The sequence below is a fragment of the Streptomyces sp. SirexAA-E genome, assembly GCF_000177195.2.
Lineage (GTDB): Bacteria > Actinomycetota > Actinomycetes > Streptomycetales > Streptomycetaceae > Streptomyces > Streptomyces flavovirens.
The window spans coordinates 5420630-5442198 of record NC_015953.1 but is presented as its reverse complement, the minus strand read 5'-3'; the positions used below and the strand labels follow the sequence as shown (position 1 = coordinate 5442198).

The following is a 21569-nucleotide window of genomic DNA, read 5'->3' as shown; positions in this document are numbered from 1 at the left end:
CTCCGCCCGTCCGTATCGAGGGATTGATGCTCCGGTGAGCCAGATCGTCGTGAAACGTCCTCCGCGGTCTCTGCCGCCGGAAGTCCCCGTGGACGAGTTGACGTTGGAGGCACCTCCGGAGCTGCCGCGCGGGCAGCAGGAGGGCATGCTGATGCAGGTCCTCCCGGTGCTCGGCATGGGCTCGTCGGTGGTCTTCTTCTTCTCTCCGCAGGCGCCTCCGTTCATGCGGATCATGGGTGTGCTGATGCTGGTCTCGACGGTCGGCATGGTCGCCGCGCAGATCGTCCGGCACCGCCGCGGTACGCAGGGGCAAATGGGCGATGTCCGACGTGACTACCTCAAGTACCTGGCGCAGACGCGGCGTACGGTGCGCCGGACGGCGCGTACCCAGCGCGATGTGCAGCTGTACCTGCACCCGGCGCCGGAGCAGCTCTGGTCGGTGGTGGCCGAGGGCAGCCGGGTGTGGGAACGCCGGGTCGGGGACAAGGACTTCGCGCAGGTCCGGGTGGGTCTCGGCGCGCAGCAGCTGTCGACCCCGCTGATCGCCCCGGACACGGCGCCGGTGGACGAGCTGGAACCGATGTGCGCCGGGGCGATGCAGCGGTTCCTGTCGGTGCACGGTTCGCTGGACGGGCTGCCGATGGCGGTCTCGATGCGGGCCTTCTACCACGTGACGGTGTCGGGTCATCCGGAGTCGGCGCAGTCGGCGGCCCGTGCGCTGGTGGCCCAGCTGGTGACGCTGCACTCCCCCGAGGACCTGACGGTCGCCGTGGTGGCGGCGCCGGGTGCGGTGGGCCGCTGGGACTGGACGAAGTGGCTGCCGCACACGCAGGTGCCGGGGCAGGTGGACGGTGCCGGGACGAAGCGGTTGTTCGGTGACGACCTGGGTGAGCTGGAGAAGCTGCTGGCGAGCCGGCTGGACGGGCGGCCGCGGTTCAACCGGGAGAGCCAGCCGGTGATGGACCAGCCGCATGTCGTGGTGGTCCTGGACGGCGGGATGGTGCCGCCCGACTCGCTGCTGGCGGCGGCCGAGGGTCTGCAGGGTGTGACCATCGTCGAGGTGGTGCCGGGCGAGCTGGACGAGCCGCGCGGCGGTCTCTCGGTGGTCGTGCGGCCGGGGCTGCTGCGGCTGGAGTCGGGTGCGGGGCTGGCCTACGAGGGGGTGCCGGACGGCATCTCCCCGGAGGCCGCCGAGGCGCTGGCCCGGCAGCTGGCGCCGCTGCGGATGGGCGGGGGCGACGACGACGAACCGCTGCTGGCCAACCTGGACTTCACGGACCTGCTGAACCTCGGGGACGCGGCGGCGGTCGATGTGGCGCGTACCTGGCGGCCGCGGTCGATGGCGGAGCGGCTGCGGGTGCCGATCGGGGTCGGCGAGGACGGCCAGCCGGTGATGCTGGACCTGAAGGAGGCCGCGCAGGAGGGCATGGGCCCGCACGGGCTGTGTGTCGGCGCGACGGGTTCCGGCAAGTCGGAGCTGCTGCGCACGCTGGTGCTGGGGCTCGCGGTCACGCACTCCTCGGAGACACTGAACTTCGTCCTCGCCGACTTCAAGGGCGGCGCCACGTTCGCCGGGATGTCGCAGATGCCGCACGTGGCGGCGGTCATCACCAACCTCGCGGACGACCTCACCCTGGTCGACCGTATGGGCGACGCGATCCGCGGTGAGCTCCAGCGGCGGCAGGAGCTGCTGCGTTCGGCGGGCAACTACGCCAACATCCACGACTACGAGAAGGCCCGGGCGGCGGGCGCGGCGCTGGAGCCGCTGGCCTCGCTGGTGCTGGTGATCGACGAGTTCTCCGAACTCCTCACCGCCAAGCCGGACTTCATCGACATGTTCATCCAGATCGGCCGCATCGGGCGTTCGCTGGGTGTGCATCTGCTGCTGGCCTCGCAGCGCCTGGAGGAGGGCAAGCTGCGCGGTCTGGACACCTACCTCTCCTACCGGGTCGGTCTGCGGACCTTCTCGGCGGCCGAGTCGCGCACGGCGCTGGGGGTGCCGGACGCGTACCACCTGCCGTCGGTGCCGGGGTCCGGCTACCTGAAGTTCGGTACGGACGAGATGACCCGGTTCAAGGCGGCGTACGTCTCGGGGACCTACCGCACGGGCGGTCCCGACCTGTCGGTGGGGCAGCTGCCGATCGAGCGCCGGCCCGTGGTGTTCAGCGCGGCCCCGGTGCCCGTGGTCTACGCGGCGCCGGATCCGGCGCACGTGGCGTCGCGGAAGGCCGAGGAGGACGAGGCGCTCGCCGACACGGTGCTCGACGTGATCGTGCGGCGGCTGGAGGGCCAGGGGGTGCCGGCCCACCAGGTGTGGCTGCCGCCGCTGGACCGGGCGCCGACGCTGGACCAGCTGCTGCCGGGGCTCGCGCCGACCACGGACCGCGGCTTCACGGCGACCGAGTACACGCGGCCCGGAGGTCTGACGGTCCCCCTCGGACTGATCGACAAGCCGTTCGAGCAGCGGCGTGAGGTGCTCTACCGGGACTTCTCCGGGGCGGCCGGTCACATGCTGGTGGTGGGCGGCCCGCAGTCCGGGAAGTCGACCATGCTGCGGACGCTGATCTCCTCGTTCGCGCTCACCCACACCCCGCACGAGGTGCAGTTCTACGGTCTGGACTTCGGCGGTGGCGGTCTCGTCTCGCTGGCGGACCTGCCGCACGTGGGCGGTATGGCGTCCCGGCTGGACCCCGAGCGGGTGCGGCGGACGGTCGCCGAGGTAGGCGGCGTGCTCAACCGCCGCGAGGAGTTCTTCCGCGCGAACTCCGTCGACTCCATCGCCACCTACCGGCGCAAGCGCGCCCAGGGCGAGCTGCCCGGCGAGGCGTGGGGCGACGTGTTCCTGGTCATCGACGGCTGGGGCGGTTTCCGGAGCGAGTACGAGGGTCTGGAGCAGGTCGTCACGGAGATCGCCGCGCGGGGTCTCGGGTACGGCGTCCACGTGGTGATCAGCGCCGCCCGGTACATGGAGGTGCGGGCGCAGCTGAAGGACCAGATCCTGGGGCGTCTGGAGCTGCGGCTCGGCGATGTCATGGACTCGGAGTTCGACCGCAAGGTCGCGGCCAACGTCCCGGCGGGGGTGCCCGGCCGGGGTCAGGTGCCGCAGAAGCTGCACTTCATGGGCGCGCTGCCGCGTGTCGACTCGGTCAGCGACGCCTCGGACCTGTCCGAGGGCACGGCCGCTTTCGTGGGCACCGTGCGGTCGAACTGGGCGGGGCCGTCGGCTCCGGCGGTGCGGCTGCTGCCGCGCAAGCTCCCGGCGGACCAGTTGCCCAAGGGATTCGAGTTCCCGGAGCGGGGCATCGCGATCGGCATCGACGAGACCTCGCTGGAGCCGGTGTTCGTGGACTTCGAGACGGACCCGTTCTTCCTGGTCTTCGGTGAGAGCGAGTCCGGCAAGACCAACCTGCTGCGGCTGATCGCCAAGCAGATCGCGGAGCGCTACTCCCCCGACGAGGCGAAGCTCGTGGTGGGCGACTACCGGCGCGCGCTGCTGGGGGCGCTGCCGGAGTCGCATCTGCTGGAGTACGCGCCGATGGCGAGCGCGATGCAGATGCACATGGAGGCGCTGGCCGGGGTGTTCGCACGGCGGCAGCCGCCCACGGATGTGACGCCGCAGCAGCTGCGGGACCGCAGCTGGTGGTCGGGGCCGCAGATCTTCATCATCGTGGACGACTACGACCTGGTGGCGACGAACGCGGGCAACCCGCTGGCACCGCTCGCGGAGTACCTGCCGTTCGCCCGGGACACCGGGGTGCGGTTCATCATCGCCCGCAGCTCGGCGGGCGCGTCCCGGGCGATGTACGAGGGCTTCATGCAGCGCGTCAAGGAGCTGGGCGCGCAGGGCGTGGTGCTGGCGGGCGATCCGTCCGAGGGTGAGCTGATCGGTCCGGTGCGGGGCCACGCGATGCCGCCGGGGCGCGGTTACTTCGCCTCCCGCCGGCGCGGGACGCCGCTGGTGCAGACCGGCCGGCTGCCCGAACAGCGCTGAGCCAAGGCCCGGTCGCACCCGGGCCTGCTGTGCGGGCGCTCCGTGTATTAGCTTGTCTCGATGTGGCCTACACGGAGCGCCCGGCCCGGGGCCACAGCGTCGGTAGGACCGGGCGCCGATGTCGTCACTACGGGGGTTTTCATGGGGTTCGACGAGGAATGGAGCCGACTGCGCTCGCAGGCCGCGGAGCAGCAGCAGGGCACGTCCATGCGGCTGAACGGCGCGGACGAGGGGCCGGCTCCCGGTCTCGGGGGCCAGGCCGACCTGGCGTCGACGCCTGCGGAGAAGAAGGCCGCGGCGAACACCATAGAGAACGAACTGGAGCCGAGCACCAAGAAGGCCACCGACTGGGCGGACGAGGCGTCCGCCACGGCCGTCAAGGAGTTCGACGGCTGGGACACCGGAGCGGGGCTGAAGAAGGTGACGGAGACCTGGGACAAGCAGGTCAAGGTGCTGATGGGGCGGCTCTCCTCGGAGAAGAACGCGCTGCGCGGCGCGAACCTCTACTTCAACAACAACGAACTCGACATCAACTCGCAGTTCTCGCCCCTCCTCACACCGCGGACGGGGCCGTACGCCTCCGGTCTCAACGGTCTGTAGGGCGCGTGTCCGTACGAAAAGGAACAGGTGTGATGAGCGGATCCCGGCACGTGCTGCCCGGCGCGGCGGTCCTGGCGGTGGCGTTGCTCGCCGGGTGTCAGGGGGGTACGGACGACGGGGCCGGTGGCGACGGTGTCCCCGTGAGCGTCGAGCGACTGGCCGAGATGGCGGACGAGGTCGGCCCCGACGGCTCCGGCACCTGCCCGCTCCCGTACGACTTCGCGAAGGCCGCGTCCACGGCGAAGATCACGGGAGAGGCGGGTGACGGGGCCGCGGCCGGGGACGACGAACCGGCGGCCACGGCGGAGAACGGCTACAAGGCCGAGAAGGGCGCGCCGTTCGCCGACAACCCCGGCGGGCTGGTCAGTTGCTGGTTCCACGTCGGCGGGCAGTCGGTGGAGGTCCACCTCATCGCGGCGGAGAAACCGCAGCCGGAGTCTCTGCTGGCGCCCGTACTGGTACGTGTCTCCGGCCAGGACGCCCAGGAGCTCAACCCCTATCTCCGCAGGACGGAGAAGGGGGAGCCGGGCACTCCCGTGCTCGGTACGACCGGTGACTACGCCACGGTGCGGGTCGAACCGGAGGGCGAGGGCCACGCCGCTCTGCTGCTGACGCTGGGCGAGCCGGAGGGGCCCGGCCTCGGCGAGGACCAGCTGTCGGCCCTGAGCCGGGCCCTGTACGAACAGATCAGTTAGCCGGACGGACGCGCCGCCGCGGCGGCGCCGGGCAGCGACGAACCAACGGGGAAGACATGCTCACATATCACGAGGTCATGACCACCGATCTGTCCCAACTGACCACCGCCGCAGGCAAATGGGACGACATGGCCGCGGAGATCAAGAAGGTGGAGGACCGGTACAAGGAGAGCGTCCAGAGCATCACGCTCGGACCGTCCTGGCAGGGGCAGAGCGCCTTCAGCGCACACACCAACTTCGCCGCGACGCGTTACGAGTACACGGCAGCGCAGGCCGAGGCCAAGGCCATAGCCTCGCTGCTGCGGGACGCCCACACCGACCTCGTACGTCTGAAGCGGAATCTGGAGAACAAGGTCGCAGCGGCCGTCAAGGCCGGTATGCGGGTCTCCGAGGCCGGCGTGGTCACCTTCGACTACGACAAGCTGACGGAGGGCGAGCGCGCCGCGCTGCGCCACGACCCGGACTACGCGGAGAGCGTCCGCAAGGCCGTCGGTTCCTGGTCGGACGCGATAGACGACTGCGTCAGGGCCGTGGACGACGCCGACCAGGGCGTGAAGATAGCCCTGGACGCCGTCACGGTGGACGGCGTCACGGGCGACAAGAACGACGAGACGTTCGGCGTCGGCTTCAACGCGAAGCCGCTGGACGACATCGAGGAGTACGAGGCGGCCCATACGCAGGAGATCGCCACCCGGATCAACAACGGTGACAAGGTCTCCGCGGCGGACATCGCGGAGTTCCAGCGTTCGGTCCGGGACAATGCGCATGACAAGGTGTTCTCCCAGACGCTGCTGAACGGGCTGGGCCCCGAGGGCCTCATGAAGGTCAACACCAAGCTCAATGACCGTGCCTTCGACTCGGACAAGAAGCACAAGAGCCAGTACCTGGACATCCAGCGCGGCCTGGCCAACACGATCGCCACCGCCACGAAGGTGCCCGGCAGCGTGAAGGACGCCCCGCCCGGATCGCCCGCGTTCAAGAAGTGGGTCGAGAGCGGCGACGGGAAGTTCTACCGGGAGTGGACGGACAAGCTCGACGAGGCCGGCACGAAGAACTTCGGCAGCGGTACCCAACCGCTCTACGGCTACCAGTCGCTCGTCAGCCTGATGCAGAACGCGGACCAGCCGTTCGACGACCAGTTCCTGTACGACATGGGTGAGGATCTCATCGCCCTGGACAAGAAGTCACCGCAGTACTTCGAGCAGTTGGGTGCCTTCAAGGACGGTATCGAGACGGATCCGCTGGACGGCCTGCTCGGGGTGATGAGCGGGAACCCCGACGCGGCGACCGCGTTCTTCGACCCGGACGGCAACGGTGCCGGCGCCGATCACGTGGACAACAATCACTTGGCCTATCTGGCGGGCCATGGTGACGGCACCCGCGACTGGCCGAAGCTTCGGGTGTCCGGGATAGCACAGGGCGTGTACGACGATCCGACGAGTCACTACGGCCTGGGCCTGGCCCTGGAGGCTGCGGCTACCGGTCACGAGCCGCTGGGCCCGGGGCAGGATCCGTGGCCGGAGGCCACGCACACCGCAGCACAGGCCCGGGTTATGAACGGCACCGTCGAGGCGTTCGCGCCCATCAACAACGACGAAGTGTCCGAGGGAACCGAGGCGACCGTGCCACCGCTCCTGCGTCGATCGGTGGCCAACGCGCTTGCCGAGTACGCGTCGGACACGCACGAGATCATCGGCGCCGTCAACGACGACTACGGCAACGCCGCTGCCGAGGGCTACTTCACCGAGTCCGGCAAAGGGCACCTGGCTACCAACCCGAAGGATCTCGTCCAAGTCATGCGCGGGCTCTCAGAGGATCCCGACGCCTACGCGGCCCTTCACAAGGCAGAGGCCAGGCACCTCAACAACGAACTCGACAGGCTCCCGGAGGGTGCGACGGGATTCGAGCACAGCGGGACCTGGAACAAGGCCGGGTCGGTGCTCGGCACTTATACAGCGATACGAGAGGACGTCATCAACGACGGCCGGATGGCGGGTTACAGCGAAGCCGACTGGAAGTCCAAGATCGCTTACCACATCATCGGCGGTGCCGTGACTCCTCTCGCCATCACCACTACCGGCGGCGGTTCGCTGGTATTCGGGGACGCACTGCAGCGAGGTGTGGACACCTGGGCCTGGCAGTGGGGCAACGCGATGAAGGCGGAGGAGGACGCCAAGGCGAACTCCCAGATCGCCGATCTGTACCTGGAGGACTCCCGGCAGGTCTCCAACACGGTGACGGGTTGGGCCTCCGGTCGAGACGACCTCGACCTGAACAACGAAACGGATGCCAAGACGGTCGAGACGCTGAAGACCACGATTCTCGATGGCTCCGATCGTGGTGAGAATCAAGCCGGCAAGTACCTGACGGACACAACCAACTAGCCGGACCAGCAGCAGCACTAGCCAAGGACGATCCATGCCCAGTACGCCACCGACCCGCTACCGGACGAGATGGCTCCTCCTGCTGCTACTGGCTGTCTGCGTGGCGGTCGGTGCGGGCGCGTATGTCCTCATCGGCCGCACCGACCGCTCGGCCGACTGCACGCGACTGGTTACCGACAAGCGCGTTCAGGAAGCGCTCGACACACGTTCCGAACCTGGCATGGACTGTGCCGGCCTGGGCGACGCCGTCCTGAGCGTCACCGGTGGCGACAGCGCCGGGCCGCACACCGAGAAGCAGGCTGCTGCGATGAAGGGCTTCCTGCTCGCCGTCGCGGACGACGTCGCCGAACGCGACGGCCGGCCCGTGCCGGAGGGCCTGCGACGTCCGCTCGGCGCCGCGCTCGAAGGGCATGCAGTCGAGGTGTACGAGAACCTCAACGCGCTCGACTTCGTGTACAGCAACGCCGCGCCGCCGGCCGCCGAGGTATGGGAGGACGAGAAGGGCTACCACTTCGGGCTGCCACAGAAGTCTCTTGTCAGCGTCATACGCGCGGTCTCCGACGACCCGGCCGTGTACGCCGGACTGCGCACCGCTCTCACGGCCGAAGGTGCCGCCCGTATCGCTGCCATGCCGAAGGACGCCACCGGGGCTTCGCTGACCGCCGTACCCGCGGCCTTCGCACGCGTGACGGGGGCGCTCGACGGGATCGCGGAACGCACGGCAGGCGACGGAGAACCCCGAACGCGGTGGTACACGAAGGCCGTCGGCGTTCTGTCGGGCGATGAGGCCGCGGTGCCGGATCCCTCGGTCGACCTCGTGGGCCATCTCACCGGTGTGTGGCGGGAGCAGTTGCGTGCGGCACCCGAAAAGGCCGAGGCCATGAACGGCCAGAGCGAGGGGTTCTTCACCACGTGGGCTGACTTCAGGAAAGTCCCGGCGGCACAGCGGGAGCCGACGCTCCAGAGCTGCCGCAGCAGTGCCCACGCCACGTCACAGCGGGCCCTCGAAGACCTGGGTGACTGAGACAACGCCAAGAAGGACCCGAACTGGGACGCCTGGCAGTCGATGCGGCGCGAGGCCAAGCAGTCCTACGGGACCTCGCGTGGTGACGCGGCGGTCAACCTCGGCTGGGAGTAGGCCGGGGGCGCCGGGGCGCGCGTCCCGTGCGCTCCGGACCGCCGGACCCGGCCCTCACCGAACAGAAAGCACCTTCCGCATGATCGCACTTGCTCCCCGTTCCCGTTCCGGGCGCGCCGTCGCCGCCGTGGCGCTCGCGCTCGCCGTCGTCGGTGGCCTGTTCGCCGGGTACGGCGCCAACGTGTTCGGACCCGACCGGCTGTGCCGGGGCTGGATCACCGGCGCGGACGCCGAGCGGGCGCTGCCCGGGGGCGGCCGGCTCGGCGAATCCCAGGAGTCGGCGTCCACGTGCACGGTGGAGCGGAGCGGGTGGTGGCCGTGGGGCGGGAAGCGCCGTCTCACGGTCAGGGTGGTGTCGGAGAAGCCGCGCTTCCCCTTCGAGATGTCTCTGTGGAACGTGTCGGGTGCCTCCGCCCTCCTCACCGGCCCGGTCACCGGGGCGGTGGACCGCTGGGGAGGCTGGGCGTTCCTGCCCGAGGAGTGCGTGGGCACGGCCCCGGGGACCAGGAGTGGTGAACGGCCTACGGTGCGGGTGTCGCTCTCCCGCGACGAGGCACTCGACACCACCGCCCGGATCGTCTCCGCGGCGGTCGGCGGGGTGTCGCGGCAGTCGGGGTGCGAGGCGGCCGACGGCTCCGGTGCGGACACCCCGTCGCCGCTGCGGCCGTCGGCCGTCACGAACTCCGATCTCGACGAGGTGTGCGGTGTTCCCGGTTTCGCCCTGCCCGGCCTGCGCGGTCCGGGCGGTGCCCGGGTACGTGAGCAGACGTCCGGCTCCTTCGACTCGGCGTGGTTCTGCGACCTGTCGTTCGCGGGCGACGACGACGGGCCGTTCACCAGGATCGGCGTCGTGAAGTCCCCGGAACTGACGGCCTCCTTCGAGGACACCGGGGTGCGGCGGCTTACCTGCGGTGGTCGAGAGACGTACGTGGCACTGGACGGCCTGTCCTATCCCTGGGAGCCGGAGGAACGGCGGGCCGCGGGCCTCGTGGACCAGGCGGAGCTGGGGAAGCTGCTCGTCGACGGCCTCCGGGGGTCGGCGGCGTGCGGGTGAGCTGACCGGCGGTCCGTCCTCCGGTTCCGGTCACCCCGGCGCGGACGAGCAGGAATAATCGGCGTCCAGGCCGTAGGCACGAACACCCGGCGGTGGCGCTCCGCCGCCGCGAGAAAGGCGTCTGATGGGCACTCAGCAGGAGAAGGACGAGCTGTACGCACTCGACATCTCGGGGGTGGAGTGGCTGAGCGCCCCCGGTACCGAGGAGGCGGAGGAGCGGGTGGAGATCGCGCATCTGCCGGGCGGGGCCGTCGCGATGCGGTCCTCGCTGGATCCGGAGACCGTGCTGCGCTACACGGAGGCCGAGTGGCGCGCCTTCGTACTCGGGGCGCGCGACGGCGAGTTCGATCTGAAGTAGGCGGTCAGGCGGAGGATCGGGCCCGTGGGGGCCCGATCACACGGAAGAGGGGCACGGCCCGGTGGGCGTGCCCCTCTTCCGTGTGCGTGCGCGGATCAGAACGCCTCGGTGAACAGGCCCGAGGCCTTGATGTCCGTGGCGCGGTAGCTGTCCTTGCCGTTCTCGATGATCTTCGCGATGCCGTCGAGCTGCAGCTTCATGTGGTCGGCCCGGTTGTGGTACTCCTTCTGGAGACCGACGTACCCGGCGTGGGCGACACCGTCCCAGGTGTCGGTGACGACCTTGATGGCGCTGTCCATCTCGTCGAGGTCCGCGCAGATCTGGCGCGAGACCGCACGGAGGCGGTTCGCCATCTCCTGGACCGACTCGTACCTGACCTTGGTGTTACTCGGGTCTCCGGACATCTGTCTGCTCCTGGGTGTCGGGCGTGCTGCGGTGTGCGTGAGGGGTGCTACGGCGCGACTCAGAGGTTGTTGAGCCCTGAGGTGTTGCTGCCGGAGGCCATCGGCTGGATGCTGGCGAAGGCGGCGCGGACGTCGTCGTCGTTGGCGTTGCTGAGGTTCTTGGTCTGGCTGACACCCTCGAGCAGGATCCGCAGCTTCCGGCGGATCTCGTCGTGGTCCTCGTTGAGCGCGATCTGTGCCTTCGTGAAGCCCGACGCGCCGACGCCCGTCCAGCCCGCGCTCGCGGTGGCGAGGATGTCGGCCAGCTCACGCGACTGCTTGGAGACCGCCTCGGCGGTCTGGATGATCTTGTTCTTCGCCTGGACGATCGGATCGTCGGCAAGTCCGAAACCCGAACCGGTGTCGCTCATCCGGAGGTCCTATCTCTCAGTTCCCGGGCCCGCCCGCAGGTCGCGGACAGGTTGGTCGTGCACGGGTTCCCAGAAGCGTCCGGCCGTGCTCGCGCACGCCGGAACCGGACTCGGCCACTTCTCGTTCCCCCGTCACACACGTGAAGTCGGCTACCACCCTAGTCACATCATCAGCTCCGCCCAACCGGGCTTCGGACCAAGAGATGCACTTCACTGCATGGCACATTCATCGCGGGCCGCGCCGTCGCCGGACATCCCGGACGACCGTCGCGGTGCCGGCGACGACGCACACCAGGACGGCCGCCAGGGCCACGGCGTAGGTGGCGTAACGCTCGCTGCGCTCCTGGGAGGTCTCCGACATCGCCATGAGGGCCGGCTCGGGTGCCGGCGCCTTGGGCGGGGCGGGGTCCGGACGGGCGGCTTCCAGCGGGACGTCGTCCTTGTCGCCGGCCAGCGCCCGTACGGGGTCGACGACACCCCAGCCGACGAACGCGTCATGGCCGTTGACGGAGCGTTCGGCGGTCTGCTCGATCCGGGCGACGACCTCGTTGGCCTTCCACCCGGGGTACTTGGCCACCAGGAGGGCCGCGACCCCGGCGACGTACGGCGCGGAGAAGCTCGTGCCGTTGTCGGTGCACTGGCCGTTGCCCGGCACGGTGGAGACGATGTCGACGCCGGGTGCCGCGACCCCGACGAACTCGCCGGCCTGGGAGAAGGCGGCCCGTTCGTTGTTGCGGTCGGATGAGGCGACGGCGAGCACGCCGGGGAAGGCGGCCGGGTAGGTCTCCTTGAGCTTGCCGTCCATGCCGTCGTTGCCCGCGGAGGCGACGACGACGATGTCCTTCGCCAGCGCCCTGGCCACCGCCTTGCCCAGGTCGGAGTCCTCGGTGAGCGGCTTGGTGGTGTCCTGGGAGATGTTGATGACCTTGGCCCCCTTGGCGATCGCGTGGTCGATCGCGGTGGCCATGGTGGTGTCCTTGCCGCTGTTCTTCTCGTCGTTCTGCCGGATGGGGATGATCGTGGCCTCGGGGGCCAGTCCGACGAACCCGGTGCCCTTCCGGGGACGGGCGGCGATGATGCCGGCGACCTTGGTGCCGTGGCCGACCTCGTCGCCGGTGCCGTCGCTCTTGCCGCCCTTGAGGAGGTTGCGTCCGGCGGAGGTGTCGACGGCGTCCTTGAGCTGGGGGTTGGTGTTGTCCACGCCGGTGTCGATGACCGCGACCCGGACGCCCTTGCCCTTGGTGTCCTGCCAGAGTTCGTCGAGCAGGACGCGCTGGAGCGGCCACGGGCGCCCCGCGAACTGCTCCTTCATCGGGAAGGTGCACTCCCCGCTGCCGTCGAGGCCCGCCTGTGCCGTACGGCCCGGCCCTTCGGTGGCGTACGCGGCGTGCGGCGCGGCCAGGGCGGCCAGGGCGGCCAGGGCGGCGGTGGCCGCCGTCAGCGCGGCCGTCTTCCGGTACAACATCTGTTCCTCTCCCCCGGGTCCCGCGTTCGTCTCGTCTCCGGTGTCCGCGCCGTTACGAGGTCTGGGGCTGGCGTGCGCTGTTGGTGTCCAGCCTGGGTCCCTTGGACAGGAACTCCGACCAGGCGATCGGCACGAGCGAGGGGGTGACCTTCTCGTAGCCGAGGCGGCTCTGCGCCTGGCTGGCCTCGGGCCTGCCGTCCTGGGCCTGCCGGTCGGCGTCCCCGGCGCCGATGTCGGAGCGCTCGGCGTCGCTGTCGCCGTTCGCCTGGACCGCGTACCGCAGTCCGGTGTCCGTCACCAGGAAGAGCGACCCGTCGGGCTTCGTCTGCTTGCCCCGGACCTGGGTGTAGAGCAGGCCGCTGCCGGGCGTGACATACGTGCTGGTGCCGCCGGCGGTGACGGTGGCCGGGTAGGCGGTGCCCGCCCAGGTGCTGAGCGTCGTACGGCCCTTGTCGTCGACCTTGCGCAGCACGCTGCACACGGTGTCCCGGCTGCCCCCGCCTCCGGTCGAGTTGACCTGTACGGCCTTGTGGGCGGGCCAGTGGGCGGCCTGGCCCGCGAAGGTCTCCGGGTCGGGCACGAAGTCCTGGAGGCCGACGGAGCGTGCCTCGCTGGCCAGGTCGAGCCGCGCGGTCTGCGGCGAGTTGATCAGCAGCCAGGCGGTGAACTCGGAGACCGGCTGGACCTTGCCCTCCAGCACGACGTAGAAGGCCGTGCCCTCACCCGTCCTGGTCCGCAGGACCATCCCGACCTTGTTCTCGTCGGCGTCGAGCTGGCCCTCGACGTGGGCGGGCGCGCCGACGGTGCCGGGGATCCGGGGGAAGACCAGCGGGCTGCCGTCGTGCAGGGTGGCCAGCCAGTCGTCGGTGACGGCCTGCGGCTGCCGGCTGCCGACGAGGGCGTTGGTCAGGTGCCCGTCGTCGGCCGCGCTCTCGTCGATGCGGTACTTGGTGCCGGCCGCGTCGACGAGGTAGCGGACCTGGTCCTGGCCCTGGACGTACAGCACCTGGCCGTCGGCGAGCCGGCCCTTGCCCTCCGTCAGCTTGTCGTCCCGTGCGGCGAAGACGAAGGCGGCCTTCTGCACCGTGTTGCCCTTGCCGCCGGGCTGTTCGCAGACCGCCCAGCGCTTGGCGGTGCCCGCGTCCTTCTCCTCGGGGAGCCGGTCGGGGGCGTACGGGATGCCGAGGATCGGCCCGCGCGGCGGCTTGCCCGCGTCCAGGATGTCGTCGCCGACCTGGACCACGTCGAACTCCTGCGGGTTCAGCAGCAGCCGGGCGGAGGCGAGGTTGAGCACGGGGTGCAGGAGGGTCTTCTTGTCCTTGCCCTTGCCGGTGCTGAGCACGACGTAACGGGTGGTGGACTTCTTGCCGACGATCACCTTGGCGCCGGGCTTGGACCAGTCGGTGGGAGCGGACGGCTTGAACATCCCCCAGGCACCGAAGCCGGCGAGGATCAGCGCGCCGACGATCAGGCTGGGGACGACGGCGCGCAACGGGCGCGGGGCGCCCTCCTCGGTACCCGTGGACGAGGGTTGGAGGAATGCGGCCACCGTGCGCTTCTTCGCAAAGGTGTACGCGTTGAGCTCGTCCCGCCGTGATGCCATGAGTGTGTCTGTCTCCCGTGTCTCCCCGCGCGGCCCAGGAGCGTACGCCTCCCCGTCCTCGGTGCCTGGCCGGGGTGCCGGACCCTGGCGCCGGACCCGGCCCCCTACTATGCCTGCTGACCGCGCGCGCCGGTGGGGCGGGTAGGGTGATCCAGCCGCCGAAGCCCCGGCTGGAGCGGGGCGGTCGGGTTGAGTTGGGGCCTTATGAACGGGGGAATGCCGGAATGATGGCTTCCGCGACGCGGACACGTCCGGCCAGGAACGCACAGCCGTCCGGAGGCCCGGCAACCGGCAGCCGGGGAGGCTCCCGTCGCGGCTCGCGCACGGCCCGTCCCGGCCCCGGCGGCACGGCCGCGCCCCGGCTGGACGGACGTGCCGGACAGACCGGTTCGTTCCGATTGCAACAGCTCGTACTCGTCGAAATCGCCGTCGCGCTGCTGCTGACCGCGTGGGTGGTCGAGCCGCTGCTGCTGGTGCCCGCCGGTGTCGTCGCCGCGGTCCTGGTGCTGCTCGCCGTGGTCCGCAGGCACCGCCGGTCGCTCCCGGAGTGGCTGAGCACCGTACTGGCGCTGCGCGCCCGAGGCCGCCGGGCCGCGTCCCTGGTGCTGCCCGCCGGTATCGAGCCGGGCCTGGCCCCGGCCGTGGAGTGCGAACCGGCCCTGCGCACCTACGCGTTCAGCGACCGGGACCGCCGCCCGGTCGGCATGATCGGCGACGGCACGTACCTCTCCGCGGTCGTCCAGGTCGAGTCGGACGCCACCGCGCTGCGGCCGGACCGCTCGGCGCGGCCGCTGCCGCTGACGCTCGTCCGGGACGCTCTGGAGGTCGACGGGATCCGGCTGGAGTCGGCGCAGGTCGTCCAGCACACGCAGCCCGCTCCCGCGCCGCATCTTCCGCAGCAGTCGGTGGCCGCGCGCAACTACGCGCCGTTGCAGGCCCGGACGGGGTCTCCGGCGCTGCGGATCACCTGGATCGCGCTGAAGCTGAACCCGGAGCTCTGCCCCGAGGCGGTGGCGGCGCGCGGCGGCGGGATCGTGGGCGCGCAGAAGTGCGCGGTACGGGCGGCGGACCAGCTGGCCAGCCGGCTGACCGGCGCCGGGTTCCGCGCGACGGTGCTGACCGAGCAGGAGCTCACCTCGGCGATCGCGACCTCGGCCTGTGTCAGCCCGCTGGCGATGGCGCAGGCGAGCAGGTCCGAGACACCGGGCCGCCGCACCGAGGAGACCTCGCGCACCTGGCGCTGCGACGACCGGTGGCACACCAGCTACTGGGTGAGCCGGTGGCCGCACCTGGGCGGCGGGGGCGCGTCGATGCCGCAGCTGGTGGCGCTGCTCACCTCCATCCCGGCGCTCGCCACGACGTTCAGTCTGACCCTGGGGCACGGCGACCGTTCGGCGGTCTCGGTCACCGGGCACATCCGCATCACCGGGCGCAGCGACGAGGAGCTGCTCGCCGCCCGCCACGAACTCGAGCGCACGGCGCGCGGTGTCAAGGCGTCGCTGGTGCGGCTGGACCGCGAACAGCTGCCCGGGGTGCTCGCCACACTGCCGCTCGGGGGTACCCGCTGATGTCCGCCACGACGAACCCCCGGTCCCGGCTCGGCTTCGGCCTGATCGGCCCGCGCCGTGGGCGCCACACCGTCTCCTTCGACGAACTGGGTTCGCTGGGGCTGCCGGTGGGCGACGACGGTACGGTCATCGGGGTGGACGCCGAGGGGCGTCCGGCGGTGCTGGGCATCAACCGGCCCACTCCGTACGAGGTGACGCTGATCGGTGGTCTGTGGACCGCGCAGGTGCTGGCGCTGCGTTCCGCGGCGACCGGGGCGCGGATCGCCGTGGAGACCGGCCGCGCGCAGGCGTGGACGGGCCTCGCCCAGGCGGCGGGCGGCGGTCAGCCGTGCATCTCGCTGCACGAGGTGGGACGGGTACCGCCGCAGGGCGCGTCGGCCGGGTCCCCCGTGGTCGTGGTGCGCGACTGCGGAATGCGGCCCCCGCGCGGGCGGGTCGTGGCGGGTCCCTGGCAGTCCGTCGTCACCCTGCTGCCGTATCTGAGCCCGGTGGCCCCCCGGCTGATGGAGAAGTCGGCGCTGGTGGGCATCCAGCGGGTGTCCCCGGACGAGGCCGCGCGGATCGGGCAGATCCTCAACCTCCAGGCCGCCGAGACGCAGGCGCTGTCCACGCTCGCCGACGGGGTCACCTTGTGGTGTACGGACCGGGACCGGCAGTTCGTGATGACGCAGGCGACCGACGCCGAGACCGGATTGTTGGGCGGCGCCCGCCGGATGGACTGAGCGGCCGGGCGGACGGCGCGCGTTGCCGGATTTGCCCGGTAATACGGCGCCGGACACGCGGTTTCGACCGCTTCGGCCCGCCGAGGCCCGGGCGGCGGGCCCACTTGTGGGTGGTACGTGACCTCCTGGACAGTTCTTCCCCTGGGGTATGCCCTGCCTCAGCACCGCCCCTGGCGATTAGGGTGTGTGGGGCGCGGCAGAGGAACCTGCGGACAGGCACTGCGCGTCGCAAGGGGGAGAGCCGGGCGGATCGGACAACGGGAACGGTCGCCCCCACCCACCACGGCACAAGGGTGCTCGACCACACCAGGAGGCAAAGTGAACGGCGATCGGGACGAGATCCGCGGGGGATGGAACACGCCCGTCGACGAGTCGTCCGACGCGGAGCCCGCCGAGATGACGGGTGAGTTCACCATCGATTACACCCCGCCGGCCTGGTACACGCAGAACGCGTCGGGGGATTCGTCGGGCGGGGCCGGGTCTCCTCTCGCTCCGCCTCCGCCGCCGCAGGGCCCGCCGTTGGCCGTGCCCGGTCTTCCGGCCGGCGGTGGCTTCCAGCCCGGCTGGTCGCCGAGCGCCCCGGAGGCGTCCGAACCGTCCACCCCCGAACCGCCCGCGGTGCCGCCCACGGCCGCCACCCCGGCCACGCCCCCCGCCTCACCCGGACCGGTCACCCCTGCCGCGGCGGCGGGCGGTCCGGACGGAGCGGACGCGGAGCAGAGCCCTGCCGGGCCGTTCGGCGGCGGCGACGTGGAGAGCGGCGCGACGATGCGGTTCTCACCCGCCGCCCTGAAGCGGGAGATCGCCGAGCGCGAGGCGGCGTCCGCCGCCGGGGCTCCGGGCTCCGCTCCGCAGGAACCCACCGCCCCGGAGTCCGGTCCCGAAACCGGCACCGGCGAGGCAGACGCCGACGCACCGGCCGCGTCGGACGCGTCGGCGCCCGAAGGAGCCGCGGACGGCGGGGAGACCACGGACGCCGAGGACGCCGACGACACGGCGGCGAGCACCGACGCCCCGGCGGCGGAACCCGAGGGGCCCGCCCTCGCGGAGTCCGGTACGGCGGAAGCCGACGCCACGCCGGAACAGGAGCCGCGGGACGCCCGCCCCTCCGTCGACGCGCCTCAGGACGCCCCGCCGCCGAACGCGCCGGTCCCGTGGTCGCCCGCACCCCCCGCGCAGGGTTCCCTTCCGCCGCTGCCGCCCGCCTTCCAGCCCGCCGCGCCGCAGCCCGGCGCCCCGCAGCCGGCCCCGCAGTGGCCGGGGACCGCGCCCGTGGCGGCCCAGCCGCCCGCCCCTGGCGCCGACGCCCCCGGCGGTTACGGCTTCCCGCAGGCCCCCGCGCTCGGCCCCGCCGCCACGCCCCAGCCGCCGGCCCCGCCGAACCCGTATGCCCCGCAGGGTGGTTACGGGTTCCCCCAGCAGCCGCCGCAGCAGCCGTACCCCGCCCAGGGTGCCCCGCAGCCGCCGCCGGCCGCCCCCGCCGGGCCGCAGGACGGCTACGGCTTCCCGCCGCAGGCCGCTCCGCAGCCGCAGGCTCCCCAGCCGCCGCAGAGCGCGCCGCTCCCCCCGCAGATCCCGCACCAGGGCCAGGGGGCCCAGAGCGCTCCGCACCCGTCCGTACCGGGGCCGCAGCACCCCGGTCAGCAGCCGGACGCCTACCGGCCCCCACCGCCCGGACCCCAGTCCCCGCCGGTCGACCCCCGTACCGGGGCGGCCTGGCCCACCCCGGTGACGCACGACCAGCGCGAGCGTTCCGTGCCGGGCGCCCCGCTCGGCTACACGGCCGCCGTCGAGCTGTCCTCCGACCGGCTGGTCCGGGGCAAGCAGAAGGCGAAGAGCAGCCGCAACCCCTCCGGCGCGTCCCGCTTCAAGCTGGGTGGCAAGAAGGAGGAGATCGAGCGGCAGCGCAAGCTGGAACTGATCCGCACACCGGTGCTGTCCTGCTACCGGATCGCGGTGATCAGCCTCAAGGGCGGTGTCGGCAAGACGACCACCACGACCGCGCTCGGTTCGACCCTGGCCACCGAGCGGCAGGACAAGATCCTCGCCATCGACGCCAACCCCGACGCCGGGACGCTCGGCCGCCGGGTGCGCCGGGAGACCGGCGCGACCATCCGCGACCTGGTCCAGGCGATCCCGTACCTGAACTCGTACATGGACATCCGCCGCTTCACCTCGCAGGCGCCCTCCGGTCTGGAGATCATCGCCAACGACGTGGACCCGGCCGTCTCCACGACCTTCAACGACGAGGACTACCGCCGGGCGATCGAGGTCCTCGGCAAGCAGTACCCGATCATCCTCACCGACTCGGGCACCGGCCTGCTCTACAGCGCGATGCGCGGGGTGCTCGACCTCGCCGACCAGCTGATCATCATCTCGACGCCGTCCGTCGACGGCGCCTCCAGCGCGTCCACCACGCTGGACTGGCTGTCGGCGCATGGCTACGCGGACCTGGTGCAGCGTTCCCTCACGGTGATCTCCGGGGTCCGCGAGACCGGGAAGATGATCAAGGTCGAGGACATCGTGCAGCACTTCGAGACCCGCTGCCGCGGCGTGGTCGTGGTGCCGTTCGACGAGCACCTGTCGGCCGGTGCCGAGGTCGACCTCGACATGATGCGGCCCAAGACCCGCGAGGCGTACTTCAACCTCTCCGCGCTCGTCGCCGAGGACTTCCAGCGCGCCCAGCAGCAGCAGGGGCTGTGGACGTCGGACGGCAGCAACCCGCCGCCGCAGTTCGCCCCGCCCATGCCGGGTCAGCAGACGCCCCCTCAGCAGGCGCCGGGCCGGCAGCCGTACGCCCCGCAGCAGCCCGCACAGCAGCCGTACCCGGGGCAGCCCTACCCCGGGCAGCAGCAGCCCTACCCGCCCCAGCAGTATCCCCAGCCGCCCTACGGGGCCCAGCCCCCGCAGCAGCCCTACCCGCCCTACGGCGGACCGGGGGCCCAGCAGAACGGCTGGCAGCAGGCGCCCCCGCCTCCGCAGCCGGGCGCGAATCCGCCCGGTCCGGCGCAGGCCGAAGGGCAGGCACCGCAGCCCGGCCCGGTACCGCCGGCCGGCTGGCAGCAGTACCCGCCGCAGCCGCCTTCGGCGCCTGGCCAGTAAGGCATTAGAGGTCTGAACCAATGAGGGCCCGCACCGTTCCCACGGTGCGGGCCCTCATGGCATTCCCGCAGACCACACGCGGTTTGGCCGACCGTTGACGCAGCACGGACCCGCTGATAAACCTTCGCTTCACCAGCTGGCGAACCAGAGATCTGCCCGCCTTCACCGTGCGAGTCATGACGCGAGGTCCACGTCCCATGGTCACAAGTTCCCCTCCACGCCCCGTCCGTCCGCGCGGCCGCCTGCGCCTCCTGCTCGCCTCCGGCGCCGCCGCGCTGGCCCTGGCCGCCGGATCCGTCGTCCCCGGGAGCCCGGTCGGTCCCGCCGCTCAGGAGGCGCGGGCGGCCGACTCGGGCACGTCGACGCTGACGGTCGCGGTCGCGCAGAGCGTCGACTCCCTGAGCCCGTTCCTCGCCCAGCGGCTGGTCTCCACGAGCATCTCCCGGCTGATGTACGACTTCCTGACCAACTACGACGCCAAGGACAACCACACGGTCCCCGGCCTCGCCACGAAGTGGGAGTCGTCGCCGGACAAGCTGACCTGGACGTACACCATCCGCTCCGACTCGAAGTGGTCGGACGGGCAGCGGGCCACCGCCGAGGACGCGGCCTGGACGTTCAACACGATGATGACGGACGAGGGCGCCGCCACGTCGAACGGCAGCTTCGTCGGCAACTTCAGGAAGGTCACGGCCCCCGCCCCGGACAAGCTGGTCATCGAGCTGAAGCAGCCTCAGGCCACCATGACGGCGCTGGACGTGCCCATCGTGCCCGAGCACGTCTGGGAGAAGGTCTCCGACTTCTCGAAGTTCAACAACGACAAAGACTTCCCGATCGTGGGGAACGGGCCGTTCATCCTGACGGACTACAAGGTCGACAGCTATGTGAAGCTGAAGGCCAACAAGGACTTCTGGCGCGGCGCGCCCAAGTTCGACGAGATCGTCTTCCGGTACTACAAGGACCAGGACGCCGCCGTCGCCGCACTGCGCAAGGGTGAGGTCTCCTTCGTCGCCGGCAGCCCGAGCCTGACCCCGGCCCAGGCCGCCTCGCTGCAGGGCGCCGACAACATCAAGGTGAACGACGCCCCCGGCCGGCGCTTCTACGCACTGGCCGTCAACCCGGGCGCGCGGACCAAGGACGGCAAGAAGTTCGGCGACGGGGATCCGGCGCTCCGGGACCAGAAGGTCCGTCAGGCGCTCTTCATGGCGGTCGACCGGGAAGCCGTCGTCGACAAGGTCTTCCAGGGCCACGCGGTGGAGGGCGAGGGGTACATCCCGCCCCGCTTCGACTCGTACTTCTGGAAACCGTCAGCCGAACAGAAGTTCGCCTACGACCCGGCGAAGGCCGGTGCCCTGCTGGACGAGGCCGGCTACAGGAAGAACGGCGCGGGCAAACGGACCGGCAAGGACGGCAAGCCGCTCGACTTCCGCATCCTGTGCCACGCCACCGACCCGAACGACAAGGCGATCGGCAAGTACCTCCAGGAGTGGTGGGGCGACCTGGGCATCGGCCTGAAGGTCGACTGCATGGACAACGTCTCCGACCCCTGGTTCGCCGGTGAGTACGACCTCGCCTTCGACGGCTGGTCCGTCAACCCGGACCCGGACTTCGTGATGTCGATCCACACCTGCGCCGCGCTCCCGGCGAAGGCGAAGGAGACGGCGGCGACCGACAACTTCATCTGCGACAAGCGGTACGACGAGCTGTACGCGAAGCAGCTCGCCGAATACGACCCCGCCAAACGGGCTGACCTGGTCAAGAGGATGGAGTCGCGGCTGTACGACCTGGGGTACATGAATGTCATGGCGTACCCGAATGCCGTCGAGGCCTACCGCACCGACCAGATCGCGTCGATCACGACGATGCCCTCCGACGCGGGAAACATCTACGGCCAGGACGGTTACTGGAGCTGGTGGTCCGCTGCCCCGGCGACCGGCGCCTCGGGCGGTTCGTCCGGTGGTGGCGGCAGCTCCACCGGGGTCCTCGTCGGGGTCGGAGTCGCCGTAGTCGTCCTCGCCGGTGGCGGGCTGCTGTTCGCCATGCGTCGCCGTTCCACCGCGGAAGACCGTGAATAG

15 protein-coding genes are annotated in these 21569 nt (G+C 71.1%); 11 read left to right on the top strand and 4 right to left on the bottom strand.

Annotation, left to right across the window (positions count from 1 at the left end; genetic code table 11):
* Window positions 1–34 precede the first annotated feature (34 nt).
* The 7 genes from SACTE_RS24380 to SACTE_RS24350 all read left to right on the top strand — a co-directional run bounded on the left by SACTE_RS24380 (window position 35) and on the right by SACTE_RS24350 (window position 10220).
* Window positions 35–3991: a type VII secretion protein EccC gene (locus tag SACTE_RS24380; RefSeq protein WP_014048682.1), complete on the top strand. Its 3957-nt coding sequence runs from the start codon at window positions 35–37 to the stop codon at window positions 3989–3991.
* Window positions 3992–4132: 141 nt separating this feature from the next.
* Window positions 4133–4591: a hypothetical protein gene (locus SACTE_RS24375; protein WP_014048681.1), complete on the top strand. Its 459-nt coding sequence runs from the start codon at window positions 4133–4135 to the stop codon at window positions 4589–4591.
* Window positions 4592–4623: 32 nt separating this feature from the next.
* On the top strand, window positions 4624–5286 hold the full coding sequence (locus SACTE_RS24370) for a hypothetical protein (RefSeq protein WP_014048680.1): 663 nt from the start codon (window positions 4624–4626) through the stop codon (window positions 5284–5286).
* Window positions 5287–5363: 77 nt separating this feature from the next.
* Window positions 5364–7670, top strand: a complete 2307-nt coding sequence (locus SACTE_RS24365; protein WP_226995182.1) for a DUF6571 family protein — start codon at window positions 5364–5366, stop codon at window positions 7668–7670.
* A 100-nt stretch (window positions 7671–7770) separates the two neighbouring features.
* Window positions 7771–8694 carry a hypothetical protein gene (locus SACTE_RS24360; RefSeq protein ID WP_019992267.1) on the top strand — a complete coding sequence of 308 codons (924 nt, stop codon included), beginning with the start codon at window positions 7771–7773 and terminating at the stop codon, window positions 8692–8694.
* Window positions 8695–8887: 193 nt separating this feature from the next.
* Complete coding sequence (locus tag SACTE_RS24355; protein WP_014048677.1) at window positions 8888–9862, top strand: hypothetical protein; 975 nt, start codon at window positions 8888–8890, stop codon at window positions 9860–9862.
* A 124-nt stretch (window positions 9863–9986) separates the two neighbouring features.
* On the top strand, window positions 9987–10220 hold the full coding sequence (locus SACTE_RS24350; RefSeq protein WP_014048676.1) for a DUF397 domain-containing protein: 234 nt from the start codon (window positions 9987–9989) through the stop codon (window positions 10218–10220).
* A gap of 95 nt (window positions 10221–10315) precedes the next feature.
* Here the strand turns inward: SACTE_RS24350 and SACTE_RS24345 are convergent, their stop codons facing one another.
* From SACTE_RS24345 to eccB, 4 genes are all read right to left on the bottom strand, one after another.
* Window positions 10316–10624, bottom strand: coding sequence for a WXG100 family type VII secretion target (locus tag SACTE_RS24345; protein ID WP_014048675.1), 309 nt, complete (start codon window positions 10622–10624; stop codon window positions 10316–10318).
* A gap of 59 nt (window positions 10625–10683) precedes the next feature.
* A complete protein-coding gene (locus tag SACTE_RS24340) occupies window positions 10684–11034 on the bottom strand; it encodes a hypothetical protein (protein WP_014048674.1) in 351 nt (116 codons plus the stop codon).
* A 226-nt stretch (window positions 11035–11260) separates the two neighbouring features.
* Window positions 11261–12499 carry a type VII secretion-associated serine protease mycosin gene (gene mycP, locus SACTE_RS24335; RefSeq protein WP_014048673.1) on the bottom strand — a complete coding sequence of 413 codons (1239 nt, stop codon included), beginning with the start codon at window positions 12497–12499 and terminating at the stop codon, window positions 11261–11263.
* A 52-nt stretch (window positions 12500–12551) separates the two neighbouring features.
* Window positions 12552–14102, bottom strand: coding sequence for a type VII secretion protein EccB (gene eccB, locus SACTE_RS24330; RefSeq protein ID WP_014048672.1), 1551 nt, complete (start codon window positions 14100–14102; stop codon window positions 12552–12554).
* A 227-nt stretch (window positions 14103–14329) separates the two neighbouring features.
* Between eccB and eccE the strand changes: the two genes are divergently transcribed.
* From eccE to SACTE_RS24310, 4 genes are all read left to right on the top strand, one after another.
* Window positions 14330–15670, top strand: coding sequence for a type VII secretion protein EccE (gene eccE, locus SACTE_RS24325; RefSeq protein WP_106708074.1), 1341 nt, complete (start codon window positions 14330–14332; stop codon window positions 15668–15670).
* Window positions 15670–16392: a hypothetical protein gene (locus SACTE_RS24320; protein WP_014048670.1), complete on the top strand. Its 723-nt coding sequence runs from the start codon at window positions 15670–15672 to the stop codon at window positions 16390–16392. The genes eccE and SACTE_RS24320 overlap by 1 nt, the downstream gene beginning before the upstream one ends.
* Before the next feature lie 318 nt (window positions 16393–16710).
* A complete protein-coding gene (locus SACTE_RS24315) occupies window positions 16711–19494 on the top strand; it encodes an SCO5717 family growth-regulating ATPase (protein WP_014048669.1) in 2784 nt (927 codons plus the stop codon).
* A 197-nt stretch (window positions 19495–19691) separates the two neighbouring features.
* The gene (locus SACTE_RS24310) at window positions 19692–21569 is read left to right on the top strand and encodes an ABC transporter substrate-binding protein (RefSeq protein ID WP_014048668.1); all 1878 of its coding nucleotides are present in this window, start codon (window positions 19692–19694) and stop codon (window positions 21567–21569) included.